The organism is Streptomyces sp. NPDC014870, assembly GCF_043081505.1.
Taxonomy (GTDB): Bacteria; Actinomycetota; Actinomycetes; order Streptomycetales; family Streptomycetaceae; genus Streptomyces.
The window spans coordinates 114,924-131,743 of sequence record NZ_JBIBWQ010000002.1 but is presented as its reverse complement, the minus strand read 5'-3'; the positions used below and the strand labels follow the sequence as shown (position 1 = coordinate 131,743).

Annotated in this window: 15 protein-coding genes and 1 pseudogene; 2 read left to right on the top strand and 14 right to left on the bottom strand. The window is 72.0% G+C overall.

Annotated elements, in window-relative coordinates; translation table 11 throughout:
• The first annotated feature begins 1 nt into the window (after position 1).
• On the top strand, positions 2–898 hold the full coding sequence (locus ACF09C_RS05180) for a DUF4436 domain-containing protein (protein WP_392088916.1): 897 nt from the start codon (positions 2–4) through the stop codon (positions 896–898).
• A 3-nt stretch (positions 899–901) separates the two neighbouring features.
• On the opposite strand, the gene allB is transcribed toward ACF09C_RS05180, so the two are convergent.
• The 14 genes and pseudogenes from allB to ACF09C_RS05110 all read right to left on the bottom strand — a co-directional run bounded on the left by allB (position 902) and on the right by ACF09C_RS05110 (position 15,175).
• Positions 902–2,239, bottom strand: a complete 1,338-nt coding sequence (allB, locus tag ACF09C_RS05175; RefSeq protein WP_392088914.1) for an allantoinase AllB — start codon at positions 2,237–2,239, stop codon at positions 902–904.
• Between the two features lie 32 nt (positions 2,240–2,271).
• Positions 2,272–2,997 carry an aspartate/glutamate racemase family protein gene (locus ACF09C_RS05170; protein WP_392088912.1) on the bottom strand — a complete coding sequence of 242 codons (726 nt, stop codon included), beginning with the start codon at positions 2,995–2,997 and terminating at the stop codon, positions 2,272–2,274.
• 56 nt (positions 2,998–3,053) lie between these two features.
• A pseudogene (locus tag ACF09C_RS05165) lies at positions 3,054–3,773 on the bottom strand (cytosine permease); the annotation flags it as partial.
• A gap of 168 nt (positions 3,774–3,941) precedes the next feature.
• Positions 3,942–5,078, bottom strand: a complete 1,137-nt coding sequence (locus ACF09C_RS05160; RefSeq protein ID WP_392088910.1) for an LLM class flavin-dependent oxidoreductase — start codon at positions 5,076–5,078, stop codon at positions 3,942–3,944.
• Between the two features lie 13 nt (positions 5,079–5,091).
• Positions 5,092–6,234: an LLM class flavin-dependent oxidoreductase gene (locus ACF09C_RS05155; protein WP_392088908.1), complete on the bottom strand. Its 1,143-nt coding sequence runs from the start codon at positions 6,232–6,234 to the stop codon at positions 5,092–5,094.
• Positions 6,231–7,646, bottom strand: a complete 1,416-nt coding sequence (locus ACF09C_RS05150) for an NtaA/DmoA family FMN-dependent monooxygenase (RefSeq protein WP_392088905.1) — start codon at positions 7,644–7,646, stop codon at positions 6,231–6,233. Before ACF09C_RS05150 ends, ACF09C_RS05155 begins: the two co-directional genes overlap by 4 nt.
• On the bottom strand, positions 7,643–8,914 hold the full coding sequence (locus ACF09C_RS05145; RefSeq protein WP_392088903.1) for an LLM class flavin-dependent oxidoreductase: 1,272 nt from the start codon (positions 8,912–8,914) through the stop codon (positions 7,643–7,645). Before ACF09C_RS05145 ends, ACF09C_RS05150 begins: the two co-directional genes overlap by 4 nt.
• 56 nt (positions 8,915–8,970) lie before the next feature.
• Entirely contained in the window at positions 8,971–9,528 is a 558-nt protein-coding gene (gene ssuE, locus ACF09C_RS05140; protein WP_392088900.1) for an NADPH-dependent FMN reductase, read from the bottom strand.
• 35 nt (positions 9,529–9,563) lie between these two features.
• The gene (locus ACF09C_RS05135; protein ID WP_392088898.1) at positions 9,564–10,553 is read right to left on the bottom strand and encodes an ABC transporter substrate-binding protein; all 990 of its coding nucleotides are present in this window, start codon (positions 10,551–10,553) and stop codon (positions 9,564–9,566) included.
• 43 nt (positions 10,554–10,596) lie between these two features.
• Positions 10,597–11,361, bottom strand: coding sequence for an amino acid ABC transporter ATP-binding protein (locus ACF09C_RS05130; protein WP_392088896.1), 765 nt, complete (start codon positions 11,359–11,361; stop codon positions 10,597–10,599).
• Positions 11,358–12,422, bottom strand: coding sequence for an amino acid ABC transporter permease (locus tag ACF09C_RS05125; protein ID WP_392088894.1), 1,065 nt, complete (start codon positions 12,420–12,422; stop codon positions 11,358–11,360). The genes ACF09C_RS05130 and ACF09C_RS05125 overlap by 4 nt, the downstream gene beginning before the upstream one ends.
• 13 nt (positions 12,423–12,435) lie before the next feature.
• Positions 12,436–13,404: an ABC transporter substrate-binding protein gene (locus ACF09C_RS05120; protein ID WP_392088892.1), complete on the bottom strand. Its 969-nt coding sequence runs from the start codon at positions 13,402–13,404 to the stop codon at positions 12,436–12,438.
• Positions 13,401–14,015, bottom strand: coding sequence for a GNAT family N-acetyltransferase (locus ACF09C_RS05115; RefSeq protein ID WP_392088890.1), 615 nt, complete (start codon positions 14,013–14,015; stop codon positions 13,401–13,403). Before ACF09C_RS05115 ends, ACF09C_RS05120 begins: the two co-directional genes overlap by 4 nt.
• Positions 14,012–15,175 carry an LLM class flavin-dependent oxidoreductase gene (locus ACF09C_RS05110; protein ID WP_392088888.1) on the bottom strand — a complete coding sequence of 388 codons (1,164 nt, stop codon included), beginning with the start codon at positions 15,173–15,175 and terminating at the stop codon, positions 14,012–14,014. Before ACF09C_RS05110 ends, ACF09C_RS05115 begins: the two co-directional genes overlap by 4 nt.
• A 644-nt stretch (positions 15,176–15,819) precedes the next feature.
• Here ACF09C_RS05110 and ACF09C_RS05105 point away from each other — a divergent pair.
• The gene (locus tag ACF09C_RS05105; RefSeq protein ID WP_392088885.1) at positions 15,820–16,818 is read left to right on the top strand and encodes an amino acid ABC transporter permease; all 999 of its coding nucleotides are present in this window, start codon (positions 15,820–15,822) and stop codon (positions 16,816–16,818) included.
• Positions 16,819–16,820 lie beyond the last annotated feature (2 nt).

The following is a 16,820-nucleotide window of genomic DNA, read 5'->3' as shown; positions in this document are numbered from 1 at the left end:
CGTGACCCGCGGACGACCCTCGTCGCGGCGTCGCGGCGGACTCATCGGCGCCCTGCTCGTCCTCCTCGCCGTCGCGGCGGCCGTCGTCTGCGGTTTCTGGCTCCAGTACGGCGAACGCCAGGACCTGGACACCCGCTACGAGGCCGGCAGCACGGCTCCCGACCGGATCGACATCGACGCCACCGTGCAGCGCGTCGACGCCGCCGGCCGGGAGCTGCTGCTGCGGGTCCTGGTGACACCGCGCGGAGCCCTCGCCGAGGCGGGCGGGCTCTCGCCCGCCGAGAACCTGACGCTGCAGACCTCGCCCGCCGTCCGCGGCGATCTCGGCTTCCCCGCGCACAGCCGCATCGCCACCGTCGATGTTCCCGTCGCGCTGTCGGGCGGCCCGATCACGGACTACCCCTTCGACACGTACGACACGGAGCTGGAGTTCGCCGCCGTCCAGGGCGGCGAGAGCGTGCCCGTACGGATGCGGCTGTCCAACGGCGACACCCTGTTCTCCCTGGCCGCCGACGCCTCGGAGGTCCGGGGCGCCGCGGTCTTCTCGGTGGAGGCGGCCCGGTCGGGCAGCGCCCTCGTCTTCGCCGTGTTCATGATGGTGGCGATGTGGGCCCTGACGGTCGCCGTCCTCATGGGCGGCTGGTACCTCGTACGCCGCCGCAAGGGCCTGACCTGGCCCGCCCTGGGCTGGATGGCGGCCACGCTCTTCGCCCTCGCCGCCTTCCGCAACACCGCCCCGGGCGCCCCGCCGATCGGCAGCCTGCTCGACTATCTCGCCTTCTTCTGGGCGGAGATACTGATCGCGTTCTGCGTCATCGTGGTGGTCGTCGGCGCCGTGTGGGCGGAGGGCCCGGTGCCGTCCGAGCCCGCGCCCGCGCCCGCGCCCGGACAGCCGTAGCGTTCAGTCGCCCCTGGCGAGGAGGCGGCCGGTGGGCTCGGCGAGGGTGCCGCGGTCGGCGATGCGCTCACCGCGCAGCCAGGTCGACGTCACCACACCGTGCAGGGTCCTGCCCGCGTACGCCGTCACCCGGTTGCGGTGCTCGAGCTCGGCCGGGTCGACGGTGAACGTGGCCTCCGGGTCGAGGACGGCGAAGTCGGCGTCGCGGCCCACCTCGATCGCGCCCTTGCGGTCCAGGCCCGCCAGCCGGGCCGGGCCCTCCGCCATCCAGCGGACGACGTCCTCCAGGCTCCGGCCGCGGCGCCGCGCCTCGGTCCAGATCGCCGGCAGGCCGAGCTGGAGCGAGGAGATGCCGCCCCAGGCGGAGGCGAAGTCCGGGGTCTTCAGATCGGCCGTCGACGGCGAGTGGTCGGAGACCACACAGTCGATCGTGCCGTCGATCAGGCCTTCCCAGAGCGCGTCCTGGTTCGAGGCTTCCCGGATCGGCGGGCAGCACTTGAACTCGGTGGCGCCGTCCGGTACTTCCTCCGCCGTCAGGGTCAGGAAGTGCGGGCAGGACTCGACCGTGATCCTGACGCCCTCGTCCTTCGCGGCCCGGATCAGCGGCAGCGCGTCCGACGACGACAGGTGCAGCACGTGCACACGGGCGTTGAGCCGGCGGGCCTGGTTGATCAGGTTCTCGATCGCCGTGTTCTCGGCGTCGCGCGGCCGGGAGGCGAGGAAGTCCGCGTACTTCTCCCCCGCCCTCTGCGGGGCGGCCTCCAGGTGGTGCGGGTCCTCCGCGTGCACGATCATCAGACCGCCGAACCCGGCGATCTCGGCCAGCGACCTCGCCAGCTGCTCCTGGTCCAGCTGCGGGAACTCGTCCACACCCGACGGCGACAGGAAGGACTTGAAGCCGAAGACACCGGCGTCGAAGAGCGGGCGCAGGTCCTTGACGTTGTCCGGCAGCGCGCCGCCCCAGAAGCCGACGTCGATATGGGCCTTCGTACGGGCCACTTCCTGCTTGATCCGCAGGTGCTCCACGGTCGTGGTGGGCGGGAGCGAGTTCAGCGGCATGTCGAGCAGGGTCGTGATGCCACCGGCCGCCGCCGCCCGGGTCGCCGTCCAGAAGCCCTCCCACTCCGTGCGGCCCGGGTCGTTCACATGCACGTGCGTGTCGACGAGTCCCGGCAGGACGACGTCGTCGCCGACGTCCTCAAGCCGGGCGCCGGCCGGTACCTCGGCGTCGTACGGCAGCACACCGGCGATCGTTCCGCCGGACACCGCGATCGACGCGGCCCGCGTCCCCTCCGGGGTGATCACACGGGTCGAGCGCAGGACGAGCTGTACTTCGGGCAACGGACGTTCCTCTCCTGGAAGGGGCTGCGGGATCAGCGGGGGCGCGGGGGCCAGTTGACGATCCGCTTCGGGCGCGGCGGCGCGTACGTGCGGACCTTCGACGTCGACAGGCCGAGGCGGACGAGGGACTCGGCGATCGTCACGGCCGCGCTCACCCCGTCGACCACGGGGACTCCCGTGCGTTCCACGACGCGTTCGGTGAGGCCGGACATGCCCCCGCACCCGAGGCAGATCACCTCGGCCCGGTCGTCCTCCACGGCCCGCGCCGCCTGCTCGACGATGGCGTCCACCGCCGCCTTCTCGTCCCGCTCCAGGTCGAGCACGGCGAGTCCGCTGGCCCGGACCGAGGCGCAGCGCGCGCTGAGGCCGGCCACCTGCAGCCGCTCCTCGATCAGCGGGACCGTGCGGTCGAGGCTCGTGACGACGGAGTAGCTGCGGCCCAGGAACTGGGCGGTGCTCGCGGCGGCCTCGGTGATGTCGACGACCGGGACGTCGAGCAGTTCCTGGAGCCCTTCGCGGCCGTGCTCGCCGTAGCCCGCCTGGATCACGGCGTCGAAGGGCTCGGGGTAGGCGCGGACGGTCTCCATCACGGCGATGGCGGCCAGGTAGCTCTCGTAGTTGCCCTCGACGGACTCCGCCCCGAAGGCGGGGGTCAGCGGGACGATCTCGGTGCCGGGCGAGGCGGCGGAGGCGGCCTGCTCGCCGATGGACGCGGTGATGGACGGCGTGGTGTTGACGTTGGCGACGAGGATGCGCATGGCTGTTGTCTTCCGTACGTTCCGACGGGTCTGCTGGACCGGTTCGACGCGGTGGTTCATTCGGCGGCGACGGCGATGGCCTCGCCGTCCACGTCCCTGATCGGGGCCGTACGGTCCGCGATCAGCGCGTACACGACGGCGGCGAGGACGGCGCCGACGAACCAGGAGAACCCGGCCACCGCGTGGAAGAGGGGCAGAAGGGCGACGACCACGGCGATGCCGGCGCTGGGCACGAAGGCGGCGACGGCCCGCGGGTTGAAGCCGCCGCGGTAGTGGTACTCGCCCCGCGGGTCCTCCGTGTAGAGGTCGGGCACGTTGACCCGGGACTTCCGCAGCAGCCAGTAGTCGGCCATGATCACGCCGAAGAGCGGTCCGAGCAGGGCGCCGAGCCCGCCGAGGAAGTAGTTCACGACGATCGGGCTGTCGTAGAGGTTCCAGGGCAGGATCGCGAGGCCGATGACCGCGCTCACCACTCCGGCGCGGCGGAAGTTCAGCCGGCGCGGGAACAGGTCGATCAGGGCGTAGATCGGGGCCACGAAGTTGGCCAGCAGGTTCACCGCGATCGTGAGGGCGATGAGGGCGAGCGAGGCCGTCGCGAGGAGCGCCATGTTCGGGATGGTGCGGACGATGTCCGTGGGGCTGGTGATGACGTGCCCGTCGAGGGTGAACTGCGCGCCGCTGAGGACCACGACGATCACCGCGAAGAACAGCATGTTCACCGGTATGCCGATCACGTTGCCGCGCACGATCGAGCTCCGGCTGGTGGCCGAGCGGGTGATCCACAGAGTGGAACTTGAATTCCGCGAGACAGAACGTAGTTTTCGCCAAAGAGAGCGTCAACAGTCGGGGCATTCTTCGTAGGATCATCCGATGGGCGCGGAGGGCCCGCTTCCGCACCCCATGGGCGGGGTGGAAGCGGGCCCTCCGGTGGAACGGATGCCGATTCAGCGTGGGTGTCGGCGGCGCCACTCCTCCGCGAGGAGCCGGTACGAGCGGACCCGGTCCGCGTGGTCGTGCGTGATCGTGGTGATCAGCAGCTCGTCCGCGCCGGTCGCCTCCTGGAGCTGCTCCAGGTGGTCGGCGACCCGGGTGGGAGAGCCGACGAACTGGGTGTCCACGCGGTCGGCGACGAGCGTCAGGTCCGCCTCGGTCCAGTCGTGGTCCAAGGCCTCGTCCGGGGTCGGGAACGGGATGGCGCCCTCGCCGGAGCGGATGGAGCGGACCCAGAGGCCGTAGCCGGTGGCCAGTTCGCGCGCGGTCTCGTCGTCCTCCGCCACGACGACATCGGCGGAGACGCTGACGTACGGCCGGTCGAGCCGCTCGGACGGCTTGAAGGCGGCGCGATAGCCCTCGGCCGCCTCCAGGACGGTCGCCGGGCTGACGTGGTAGTTCGCGGTGAAGCGCAGCCCGTTGCGGCCGGCGACCTCGGCGCTCGTCCCGCCGCTGCTGCCGAGGATCCAGACCTCCACCTCGGCCCCCTCACCGGGCACCGCGTGCACCTCGACCCCGTCGGCGGAGCGGTACTCGCCGCGCAGCAGCGCCAGGATGTCGTCGACCTGCTCGCCGTACTCCTGGGAGCGGGCGCCGGGCAGGTGCAGGAGCTGGTGCTGGGCGCGGAAGCGCGGCGAGTCGACGAGGTGCTCGAAGGAGAACCGCGGCGGGATCGCGAGCCCGTTGGGCGCCCGCCCGGCGACGACCCCCGTGGTGGTGTCGGCGGCCCCGGGCGGCGGACCCGAAGGGCGGCCACCGGAACGGCCGAGACCCAGGTCGAGGCGCCCGGGGTGCAGGGCGTCGATCAGACCGAACTCCTCGACGGTGGACAGGGCCGTACGGTGGCCGAGCTGTACGGCCCCCGAACCGATCCGGATCGTCGAGGTCGCGGAGGCGGTCAGGGCGAGCACGACGGCGGGCGAGGCGCCGGCCACCCCCGGGTTGAGGTGGTGCTCGGCGAACCAGTAGCGGGCGTAGCCGAACTGCTCGGCCTGCCGGGCCAGGTCGATGGTGTTGCGCAGCGCCTCGCCTGCGGTCGAGCCGGACGATATCGGGACGAGGTCGAGGACCCCCAGGGGGATGGCAGGCATGAACGGTGCTCCTCTAGCTGTGGTCGGGGGCAGGGGTGGTCGGGCCGGCGTCGGCCGCTCCGGTCTCGGCCTGGACGGCGTCGGGCGGGGTCGCGTCGGTGCCGAGGACCGGGGCCCAGGGGAACGGCGGGTCGGGGATCTCCCGGCGCAGCACCGGCGCGATGTCGGACTGGAAACGTTCGAGGGACGCCCGGTGCAGAGCCTCCGTCAGCCCGCCCGCGTCGGCCTGCAGATGGAGCACGCTGTGCCCGAACCGCTCGTGGTAGCGGTGCACCTTGTCGATGATCTGCTGCGGGCTTCCGATGAGCGCCGAGCTGCGCTCGACGAAGTCGTCGAGGGTCCGGAACACCGGCTTGACGCCCTGCTGCTTCTGGAACGCGAGGCTCGCCTCGAACACCGGCCGGTACGCGGCGATCGCCTCCTGCGAGGTACGGGCCGTGTGGAAGCCCGCCGTGCCCGCGCCGACGACGGCGCGGGCCGGGTCGTGGCCGTGGTGCTCCCAGCGCTCGCGGTAGTGGCGGACGAGCGCGGCGTACGGCTCGATGGGGTGCGTGACGTTGGCGGAGAAGAGCGGGTCCCCGTAGCGGGCGGCCAGGTCGACGGAGTCCTCGCTGGTCGCGCTGCCGTGCCAGACGCGGATCGGGCGCTGGAGCGGCCTCGGCCACACCTCGGCCTCGTCGAGCCCCGGCCGGAAGCGCGGGGCTGCGGTCACCCGGTCCTCACGCCAGATCCGGCGGAACAGCGCGTACCCCTCGGCGTTGCGGTCCCACTGGTCCTCGGGGGTCACGTGGAACAGCTCGCGCTGGGCGGTGCCGTTGCCCTTGCCGATGATCAGGTCGAGCCGGCCGTCCGACAGGTGGTCCAGGGTCGCGTAGTCCTCGTACGCGCGCACCGGATCGAGCAGGCTGAGCGTGGTGACGGCGGTGAAGAGCCGGATCCGGGAGGTGCGGGCGGCGATGTGGCTGAGGAGGACCGGCGGCGAGGAGGAGAGGAAGGGCCGCTCGTGGCGCTCGCCGACGCCGAAGCCGTCGAAGCCGAGTTCCTCGGCGAGCACGGCGTTGTCGATCACCTCGCGGAAGCGCTCGCGCGTCGGCTTCTTGACGCCCGTGACGGGATCCGGGGCGTGCACGACGAGGGTGATGGCCAGGAACTTCACGAGGCGGCCCGTCCGTTCCGCGCGTGCGCGCGGTCCCGGCCCCGCGTGCGGTCGTCCGGGTGGGCGAGACCGAGATGGTCCCGGAGCGTGCTGCCGGTGTACTCGTGGCGGAAGACTCCGCGCTCCTGGAGCAGCGGTACGACGGTGTCGGCGAAGACGTCCAGACCGCCGGGGGTCAGGTGCGGGACCAGGATGAAGCCGTCGGCGGCGTCCGCCTGGACGAGGGAGTCGATGGTCTCGGCGACGGTGGCAGGGGAGCCGACGAAGGTCTGCCGGGCGGTGGTCTCGATGACCAGCTCGCGGATGGACAGCTTCTCCGCCTCCGCGCGGGCGCGCCACTCCCGGGCGACCGCGAGCGGATCGCGGAACATCCGGACGCTCGCCCGGCCCTGGACCACCGTGTGCTCGCCGGGGTCCGGGTCGATGTCGGGGAGCGGACCGTCCGGGTCGTAGCCGGACAGGTCCCGGTTCCAGACCTGTTCCAGGTACGCGAGGGCCGTCCGGCCGCTGACCTGCTGCCGGCGCACCTCGTGGGCCAGCTCCCGCGCCTCGGCGTCGGTGTCGCCGAGGACGAAGGTGGCGGCGGGGAGGACGAGCAGCTCGTCGTGGGTGCGGCCGTGGCGGGCGAGCCGCCCCTTGACGTCGGCGTAGAAGGCGCGTCCCGCGTCGAGGTCGCCGTGCCGGCTGAAGATCGCGTCCGCGTCCGCAGCGGCGAACTCGCGGCCCTCCTCCGAGTCGCCGGCCTGGAAGATCACCGGCCTGCCCTGCGGTCCGCGCGGCACGTTGAACCGTCCTGCGATGTCGAAGTGCCGTCCCCGGTGGGCGAAGGCGCCCGCCGCGGCGTCCTTCAGGAAGATCCCGGCCGCCGGGTCGGCGACGAGCTCGTCGCCGCGCCAGGAGTCGAAGAGTCCGCGGGCCGTGGCCAGGAACTCCCGGGCCCTGGAGTAGCGCTCCTCCTGCGGGAGGAAGCCGCCGCGCCGGAAGTTCTCGCCGGTGAACGCGTCCCAGGAGGTGACGACGTTCCAGGCGGCGCGCCCGCCGGAGAGGTGGTCCAGGCTCGCGAACTGGCGGGCCACCTCGTAGGGCTCGTTGAAGGTGGAGTTGATGGTGCCGGTCAGGCCGAGGTGCTCGGTGACGGCGGCGAGCGCCGACAGGACGGTGAAGGTGTCGGGCCGCCCGACGACGTCCGACTCGTAGATCCGGCCGCCCTGTTCGCGCAGCCGCAGCCCCTCGGCGAGGAAGAGGAAGTCGAACTTGGCGCGTTCGGCGGTCCTGGCGAAGTGGACGAAGGAGCTGAAGTCGATGTGGCTGCCGGCGCGCGGGTCGCTCCACACCGTGGTGTTGTTGACGCCGGGGAAGTGGGCGGCCAGATGGATCTGCTTACGGGGCTTGCCCGCACTCGAACTGCTCATCGTCGTACGGCTCCTGCTGCTCGCGCGGTCGTGTAGCGGTTGTCCGGACGGGCGAGCCCGAGCAGCCCGCGCAGGGTGTCCGCCTCGTACGCGGTCCGGAACGCACCCCGGCGCTGGAGTTCCGGCACCAGCTCCCGGGTGATCCGCTCCAGGTCGTGGGCGAGCACGCCGGGGCGCAGCCGGAAGCCGGTCAGGCCCGCCGCGCGCCACTCAAGGAGCAGGTCCGCCAGCTCGGCGGGCGTCCCCGTGAAGATCGTCGCGTCGCTGGTGAGGGGCTCGCCCGCGAGCGCGTCCAGGCGGGCCTTGCGGGCCTCGGCCGCGCCGGGCTCGGCGTCCAGGAGGACGACGAGGTCGCCGAAGACGTGCAGCGTGTCCCCGGTGCGCCCGGCCGTGCTCTGGGCGGTACGGATCTCGCCGACGAGAGCGCGGGCGTGCTCGGCGTCGCGCGGGGTGACGTAGCCGATGTCCGCCGCGCGGCCGACGAGCCCGTAGGGGATGCTCTGGTGCGCCAGGGCGCTCACGACGGGCTGGCCCTGCGGCGGGCGGGGGGTGATCGAGGGCCCTCGCACGCTGAAGTACCGGCCCTCGAAGTCGACGGGGTGGAGCCGTTCGCGGTCGACGAAGCGCCCGGTGGCGACGTCCCGTATCTCCGCGTCGTCCTCCCAGCTGTCCCAGAGCCGACGCGCCACCTCCACATGGTCGGCGGCCTCGTCGAACAGCTCGGTGAGCAGCTCCTGTCCCGCGGGGGTGTCGAACTCCTCGACGCCGACCCGCGGGAACGTGCGGCGGCCGAAGTGCGCGGCCTCGTGGGGCCGCCCCGAGACCTGGATCCGCAGTCCGGCGCGGCCGTTGCTGACGTGGTCGAGGGTGGCGATCGCCTTGGAGACGTGGAAGGGCTCGGTGTGGGTGGCGATCACGGTCGGCACGAGACCGATGTGCCGGGTCAGGGGCGCGATCCGGGCGGCGAGGAGCACCGCGTCGAGCCGGCCGCGCACCTGGTCGGTGCGCTCGTCGGGGTCCGTGGGGTGCGAGGACTGGGGGCCGAGCGCGTCCTCGATGGTCACGAAGTCGAGCAGGCCGCGTTCGGCCTCGGCGACGAGGTCGGCCCAGTAGCCGGCGGTGAACAGGTCCTGGGGCCGGGCGCCCGGCTCGCGCCAGGCGGCCGGGTGCCAGCCGGCGCCGTCGAGCGCGACGGCGAGGTGCAGGGGGTCGGGGGCGGAGGGGTCGGGGGCGGAGGGCCCGGAGACGGTGGACGGGGGTGCGGACACGGCGGGGGTGCCTTTCTGCGCGGGCGACGGTACGGGGCAGGCCTGCGGGCCCGCCGTCAACCGGCCGCCGCAAGGACGGCCGTACGGCCTCCGAGCGCCTCGGAGAAGCGGTCGACGACCTGCCCGAGCGACCGCGCCGGGCCCGGGGCGACGGTCAGGGTGCCGTCGCCGCCGACCGCGATGTCCTTGTCGAGCGTGAACCAGCCCTGGACGATGTGCGCGGCGCCCATGGAGCTGAGCACCGGGCGGAGCGCGTAGTCGATGGCCAGGACGTGCGCGGTCGTCCCACCGGTCGCCAGCGGAAGCACCGTCTTGCCGGTGAGCGCGTACTGCGGCAGCAGGTCGAGCAGGGACTTGAGGAGGCCGGAGTAGGCCGCCTTGTAGACGGGCGTGCCGATGACGACGCCGTCGGCGCGGTCGAAGAGCGCGGTCGCCTCGACGATCGCGGGGTGGCTGAAGTCGGCTCCGAGCAACGCCTCGGCGGGCAGGGTACGGACGTCCAGCGGGACGACCTCGTGGCCCTGGGCGGTCAGGCGCGCGTCCAGGTGGCGCAGGAGCCGGGCGGTGCGCGAGGTGGCGGAGGGGCTTCCGGAGACGGACAGGACGGTGGCCATGGCGGACCCTTCGGAGAGACGTGAGGTGGGGACGGCTACTTGTTGGTCCTGGGCAGGCCGGGAGGGTTGATCTCGGAGCGCGTCACGGCCTCGGCGGTGAGCCCCCAGCGCTTCAGCACCTCGGCGTAGGTGCCGTTCGCGATGACCTGGTTGAGGGCGTCCGCGAGCGGCTCGACGAGTCCGCTGTCCTTCTTCGTGGTGGCCGCGATGAGGCCCTGGAGGGAGGCACCGGCACCGGAGTAGGTGCCCACGACCTCCGTCCTGCCGGTGCTTGCCGCGTGGTAGGCGGCGGTCGGGTTGGGGCCGAGGAAGAGGTCGATCCGGCCGGACTGGAGGGCGAGGTAGGTGTCGGAGGCGTTCTGGTAGTAGGCGATGTCGACCTTCTCGCGACCGGCCTTCTCGTTCTCCTTGCTCCACTCGACGAGCAGCTTCTCCTGGTTGGTGCCGCTGCTCACCGCGACTTTCCTGCCGGCCACGTCCGCCGGTCCCACGACCTTCAGTCCGCTGCCCTTCTTCGCCTCGAAGGCGAGGTCGTCCTTGCGGTAGGTCGCGAAGTCGTACTTGTCCTTGCGCTCCTCGGTGACGGTGATGTTGGAGAAGCCGACGTCGTACTTGGCGCTGTCGAGGCCGACGAAGATGTTCTCCCACGACACCGTGTTGATCTTCGGCTTGAGCCCGAGGACGTCGGCGACGAGGTACGCGAGGTCGGTCTCGACTCCGATGACGGTCTTGTTGTCGGTCGCGTAGAAGGTCAGGGGCGCCGCCGAGCCGGAGGAGTCGACGATCTCCAGGGTGCCTCTCTTGCGGATCTTCTCCGGGACCTTGGCGGCTATGGAGTCGACCTTGGCGGTGCTGACGCGGTTCTGGTCCGGGCCGAGGTTGATCTTCGTCGTGGTGCCGGAGGCTCCCTCGACCTCCGTCGTGCCGCCGTCGGACGGGTTGCCGCAGGCGGTGAGGGCGAGGGTGAGGACAAGGCCGAGCGCGGCGGAGAGGGAGGTGCGGCGGGTGAGCGAGGTGGTGGACACAGTGGTGCTCCTTACGGGTCGGGTGGTGGTGTCGAGGGGTGGTTCAGAGGACCTTGGACAGGAAGGCGCGGGTGCGCTCGTGGCGCGGGGCGTCGAGAACGGCAGAGGGCGGGCCCTGCTCCACCACGACCCCGCCGTCCATGAAGACCACGGTGTCGGCGACCTCGCGGGCGAAGCCGATCTCGTGGGTGACGACGATCATCGTGGTGCCGGTGCTCGCCAAGTCCTTGATGACGTCGAGGACTTCACCGACCAGCTCGGGGTCGAGCGCCGAGGTGGGCTCGTCGAAGAGGAGCACCTTCGGTTCGAGGGCGAGGGCGCGGGCGATCGCCACCCGCTGCTGCTGGCCGCCGGAGAGCTGGCGCGGATAGGCGTCGGCCTTGTCGGCGAGGCCGACCCGTTCCAGGAGCCGCCGGGCGGTCTCCTCCGCCTCCTTGCGGGGGCGGCGCAGCGCCGAGACGGGCGCCTCGACGAGGTTCCCGAGCACCGTCAGGTGCGGGAAGAGGTTGAAGTTCTGGAAGACGAACCCGATGTGGGTGCGCTGCCGCAGGACGTCCTTCTCACGGAGCTCGTAGAGCTTGTCGCCGGAGCGGCGGTAGCCGATGAGTTCGCCGTCGATGGCGATCCAGCCGCGGTTGACCTTCTCCAGGTGGTTCACGGTCCGCAGCAGGGTGGACTTGCCGGATCCGGACGGCCCGAGGATCACGGTGACCTCGCCGGCCCGCACCTGGAGGTCGACTCCGCGCAGCACCTCCAGCGGGCCGAAGCTCTTGTGGACGCCGTGGACGTCCACCATCACCTCGCTCATCGGGTGCCTCCCAAGGGCTCTGGTTCTTGCGGGTGTTCGAGGGGCGGGACAGGCAGGTCGCGCCGGGCCGCCGCCGTCCGCAGGTCGCGGAGGAAGCGCCGGGCCCGCTGGAGCGGGGTGGGCGGCGGGGTGCGGTTGCTGCCCCGGGCGAAGTGGCGCTCCACGTAGTACTGGGCGACGGAGAGGACGGTGGTGAGGACGACGTACCAGGCGGTGGCGACGAGCAGCAGCGGGATCACCCGGCCGTTGCGGCCGTAGATCACCTGCACCTGGTAGAAGAGTTCGCCGATCGCCATCACGTAGACCACCGAGGTGCCCTTCAGGAGCCCGACGATCTCGTTGCCCGCGGTGGGCAGGATGGCCCGCATGGCCTGCGGCAGCACGATCCGGCGGATCTGCCTCAGCCGGGGGATCCCGAGCGCGGCGGCGGCCTCCAGCTGCCCGTGGTCGACGGCGAGCACACCGCCACGGACGATCTCGGCGGCGTACGCGGCCTGATGCAGCGTCAGACCGATGATCGCGGCGCCGATGGTGCCGATCAGGCTGTTGCTGTCGACGGACCAGAAGACCGGGCCGAAGGGGATGCCGACGCCCAACCGCTCGTACAGGGCGCTGAGATTGAACCAGAACACCAGCTGGACGATCATCGGGATGGACCGGAAGATCCAGATGTACGTCCAGGCCACGGTCTGCAGCACCGGGCTGCGCGACAGTCGCATGAAGGCGAGGACGGTGCCGAGGAGGAAGCCGAGGACCGTGGCGTACGCGGTGAGCTGGAGGGTGACCCAGACGGCCTGGACGATCGTCTCGGACAGGATGTAGTCGCGGAAGACGTGCCATTCCCAGACCGGGTTCGTGGCGAGTCCGTGGATGAACTGGGCGACCAGGATCGCCACGGCGACGGCGGCCGCCCAGCGGGCGTAGTGGCGGACGGGGACGACCTTGAGGGCGGACGGGTCGGACAGCCGGCCGGTTCTTCCCGCGCTGCCGGGCGGGGCGTGGGGGCCGGACCCGGACGGCGGCGCGGTCGTGGCGGGGGCGGGGTCGGTGGTGAGTCCCATGGTGACGACCTGCTCAACTCTTCTTGTGTTCGGCCGGGTTGATCCGCGACGTCTCGATCGCGGACTCGGACGTGCCCCACTTCTTCAGGATCCGGGCGTACGTCCCGTCCTTGATCAGCTCGTTGACCGCGGCCTGGAAGGCCGGGGTGAGCGTGGAGCCCTTCTTGAAGGCGAAGCCGACGTCGAGGCGGTGGAACTCACCCAGGAACGTGGTCTGCGAGGCGGGTTGCGCGGCCTGGTGGCGCAGCCCGTTGATGGTCGACATGACGACGTCGATCCGGCCCTGCTGGAGCGCGGTGAGCGTGGCCCCGTTCTCCGAGTAGACCTTCACGTCGTAGGGCTTCTTGCCCGCCTCCGCGCAGACTCCCTTGCGCGCGGTGAGGGTGGCCTCGAAGGTGGTGCCCGCGCCGGTGCCGATGGTCAGCCCGCAGAGCTGGGTGAGGTCGGTGACGCCGGTGCCGAGCGCCGTGTTGCCCTTCTTCACGGCGAAGCCCTGGCCGTCGTTGATGTACGTGACGAAGTCGATGGTCTTGAGGCGTTCGGTCGTGACGCCGAAGTTGCCGGTGCCCACGTCGTACTTGCCGCTGCCGAGGGCGGGCAGGATCGTCTCGAAGGAGGCGTCCTGGCGCTCCAGCTTCAGCCCGAGGACCTTGGCCACCGCGTCGGCGAGATCGATGTCCTGGCCGGCGGGCGGCTTGTCGGGGCCGTTCGGGTAGTACGCCCCGGGCGGGAAGCCGACCGAGCTGCCGACCCGGAGCGTGCCCGCCGCCCGGACGTCGCCGGGGAGCAGGGCCGCGACCTTGTCGACCTTCCGTACGGCGGCGACCGGGTCGTCGGCCGGCGGGGCGGACGCCTGTGCGCCGGCCGGAGTGGCGGCGGTGGAGCCGGACCCGCAGGCGGTCAGCGCGAGGACCGGGAGCAGCGCGAGGGGGACGGCGACGCGCAGCCGGGTGGAGAGCGCGCGTATCGGCGGGAGGTTCACTGGTCGACGGCCTTTCCGGGGAGGTCCGGGGGGAGGTGCTCGGACAGGTCCGAAGCGAGGTACTCGGGGAGGTCCGAAGGCAGGTCTTCGGGGACGGACTCGGGGAGGCGCTTCTCGAAGGGCAGGAGGCCGAGGGTCTCCGGGGCGGCCTCGGTGTCGAACAGCGGTGTGTAGCCGGTGACCAGGTAGAGGCCGCGCGCCTCCGGCTGGCGCGGGCCGGTGGTCAGGTAGATCCGGCGGTAGCCGCGCTCGCGCGCCACGCGCTCCAGTTCGGCGACGACGCGGCGGGCCAGGCCTCGCCGCCGGTGGGCGGAGTGCGTCCAGATCCGCTTCAGTTCGGCCGTCTCCGGGTCGTACCGGCGGAAGGCGCCGCCCGCGACCGGTTCGCCGCGCTCCAGGAGGAGGATCAGCGCGCCGCCGTGCGGCGCGGTGAACTCCTCGTCGGGATAGCGGGAGAGTTCGGTGTGGGCGTCCTTGCCGTAGCGGGCGCTGTACTCCTCGCCCAGCTCGCGGATGAGCGGTTCCACGCGCGGATCGGAGACGGGGACCTGAACAATCGTCACTTCCGCGTTCGAGGAGGACGGTTGGACCGTCTCTTCGACGTACGTCATGCCCACACCGCCGCGAGCGTCGGATCCTCCGCCGGCCTCTCGCCCCGCGTGCCCTGCGCGCCCCGCGCCGCGGCGCGCTCGGCGTCGCGCTTGGCGACCTCCTCGCGGACGATCGGGATCACGAAGCGGCCGAAGTCGACCGCGTCGCCCAGCAGGTCGTAGCCGCGGGCGGAGAGGATGTCGACGCCGAGGTCGTAGTAGTCGAGCAGCGCCTGGGCGACCGTCTCGGGGGTGCCGACCAGGGCGTTGGAGTTGCCCGCGCCGCCGGTCGCGGCCGCCGTCGGGGTCCACAGCGCGCGGTCGTACCGCTCCCCCGCCTCGGCGATGGCGATCAGCCGCTGCGAGCCGGTGTTCTGCGGCGCGTCGCCCCGGTGGTGCCGGACGACGCCCTGCTCGCGCCTGGCGCGGATGGCGCCGACCGTGCGGTGCGCCTTCTCCCAGGCCAGCTCCTCGGTCGGGGCGATGATCGGACGGAACGCCACCTGGATGCGCGGCGCCTCGGCGCGACCCGCGGCCTTCGCGGCGGCCTTGACCGCCTCGATCTGCGCGGCGGTCTCCGCGAGGGGTTCGCCCCAGAGGCAGTAGATGTCGGCCTCGGCGCCGCCGACCGCGTACGCGGCGGGCGAGGATCCGCCGAACGAGACGCCGGGCCTGGGCTGTTGGACGGGGAAGACATCGCTGACGAAGTCGTGGAAGCGGTAGTGCTCGCCCTCGTGGTCGAAGGGCTCGTGCGTGGTCCAGATCTTCTTGACGATCCGGATGTACTCGCGGGTGCGGGCGTAGCGCTCGTCCTTGCCGAGGGTGTCGCCCTCCCGCCCCTGCTCGTGGTCGTTGCCGCCGGTGATGAAGTGGACGGTCAGTCTGCCCTCGCTGATCTGGTCGAGGGTGGCGAAGGTCTTCGCGGCGAAGGTCGGGTACGAGACGTTGGGCCGGTGCGCGAGCAGGATCTGCAGCCGGTCGAGTCGGCTCGCGACGTACGCGGCGGCCGGCGCGGGATCCGGCGAGCCCGAGCCGTACGCGAACAGGACCCGGTCCCAGCCGTGGTCCTCGTGCGCCCGGGCGAGCCGGAGCGTGTACTCCTTGTCGAACGCGGCGCCGGAGCGGGCGGTGGTCTCGGAGCCGTCATGGGTGGCGGCGATGCCAAGGAACTCCACTGGCATGGGAGATGGCCTTTCCTCGGGTCCTGGGAGCGCGGTGCCGCCGCCCCGGGGCCGCCCGGGCACGCCGGAGCGGCCCTGGGGGCGGCCGGGTGCGACGGCGCTTCAGGGTGGGAAGCGGGAGGGTGAGCAGGGGTGATGACGCCCGGGGCCGGCTGGGCCTCGGCCGAGGTGGTGGTTCGGTGGTGGTGGCAGCGGCGGCGGCGCGCGTCACGTCGCCGTCACGCGGGACCTGCCGTACGGGGCCGTACGGCGGTCGTGCGACGGCGTGGGAGAAGGGCCCGCGACGGGGTTACCGAGGGAGGGAATGGGCCGGTCGGACGGCCCGCTGCCGCGTCAGGCGCAACACGAGGCCGACCACACACGACCGAAGTCGATGTGGTCGCGAGTGACCAGGCGCTGATCGGCATCCATGCGACCCATTCAGCAGCACATCTCGACTCTCGTCAACCATGGCCCGGCCTTGCGACCGGAGTTGGGCGAAACGTTTGCGTGGTTGACACAAACGAGAAGTGGCCGCCTACGATCGAGCCAGGAGCGGCTCCGCCTCGCGCGGCCGCCGCCCCGCCGCGTTGAGGGACGCGGTGCGTGTGATGACGTCGCGTCCGAGGGTCCGCCCACCCGCGCCTCCCTCTCCAGGAGCCCCGATGGTCCCGCCCTCCGCACCCTCGACCAGCCTGAAGGCCACCGGCCCCGACAGCCCCGACACCGGCCTCGGCACCGCCTCCCGCTCCCCCGACCCCGATCTGCCGCGCATCGTCCCCCGCAGGCGCGTCGGCCGCCTGGTGACCGCGGTCGTCGCGCTGCTGGTCTTCGCGCTGGTGGTCAACTCCGTCGTCCGCAACCGTGCGTTCCAGTGGGACGTGGTCGGCCAGTACTTCACCACGGCCGCCGTGCTCGACGGCCTGCTGCTGACCCTCTGGCTTACCGCCGTCGTGATGGTGCTCGGCTTCCTCCTCGGCACCCCGCTGGCCGTGATGCGCCTCTCGTCCAACCTGGTCCTGTCCACCTTGAGCTGGGGCTTCGTGTGGATCTTCAGATCCACCCCGCTGCTGGTCCAGCTGTTGTTCTGGTTCAACATCGGCGCCCTGTACCCGACGCTCGGCCTGGGCATCCCCTTCGGCCCGGAGTTCCTCACCGTCAAGACGGTGAACCTGCTCGGCCCCACGCTCACCGCCGTCATCGGACTGACCCTGCACGAGGCGGCGTACGCCGCCGAAGTGGTGCGGGGCGGGATCCTGTCGGTGGACGCCGGCCAGACCGAGGCCGCGCAGGCGCTCGGCATCGGCAGACGGCGCACCCTGTTCCGGATCGTCGTCCCGCAGGCGATGCGCTCGATCGTGCCGACGGCCGGGAACATGCTGATCGGCACGTTGAAGGGCACGAGCATCGTCAGCGTGCTCGCCGTGCACGACCTGCTGTACTCGGTACAGCTGGTCTACAACCAGACGTACCAGGTCATCCCCCTGCTGATGGTCGCCACGGTCTGGTACGTCGCGGTCACGACCGTGCTCAGCACGGCGCAGTTCTACGTCGAGCGCCACTACGCGCGGGGGTCCGCCCGCGCCCTGCCACCGACCCCGCTGCAGCGGCTCCGGGTCCGGCTCACCGCCCTGCGGGGCGTCCGGGGCGGTACGCGATACTGACG

Bases quoted from the DNA above. Each gene is read 5' to 3' on its own strand.
- ssuE (WP_392088900.1), bottom strand. From the start codon at position 9,528: ATGGCCACCGTCCTGTCCGTCTCCGGAAGCCCCTCCGCCACCTCGCGC.
- ACF09C_RS05115 (WP_392088890.1), bottom strand. From the start codon at position 14,015: ATGACGTACGTCGAAGAGACGGTCCAACCGTCCTCCTCGAACGCGGAA.
- ACF09C_RS05105 (WP_392088885.1), top strand. From the start codon at position 15,820: ATGGTCCCGCCCTCCGCACCCTCGACCAGCCTGAAGGCCACCGGCCCC.
- ACF09C_RS05110 (WP_392088888.1), bottom strand. From the start codon at position 15,175: ATGCCAGTGGAGTTCCTTGGCATCGCCGCCACCCATGACGGCTCCGAG.
- ACF09C_RS05125 (WP_392088894.1), bottom strand. From the start codon at position 12,422: ATGGGACTCACCACCGACCCCGCCCCCGCCACGACCGCGCCGCCGTCC.
- ACF09C_RS05160 (WP_392088910.1), bottom strand. From the start codon at position 5,078: ATGCCTGCCATCCCCCTGGGGGTCCTCGACCTCGTCCCGATATCGTCC.
- ACF09C_RS05150 (WP_392088905.1), bottom strand. From the start codon at position 7,646: ATGAGCAGTTCGAGTGCGGGCAAGCCCCGTAAGCAGATCCATCTGGCC.
- ACF09C_RS05170 (WP_392088912.1), bottom strand. From the start codon at position 2,997: ATGCGCATCCTCGTCGCCAACGTCAACACCACGCCGTCCATCACCGCG.
- ACF09C_RS05130 (WP_392088896.1), bottom strand. From the start codon at position 11,361: ATGAGCGAGGTGATGGTGGACGTCCACGGCGTCCACAAGAGCTTCGGC.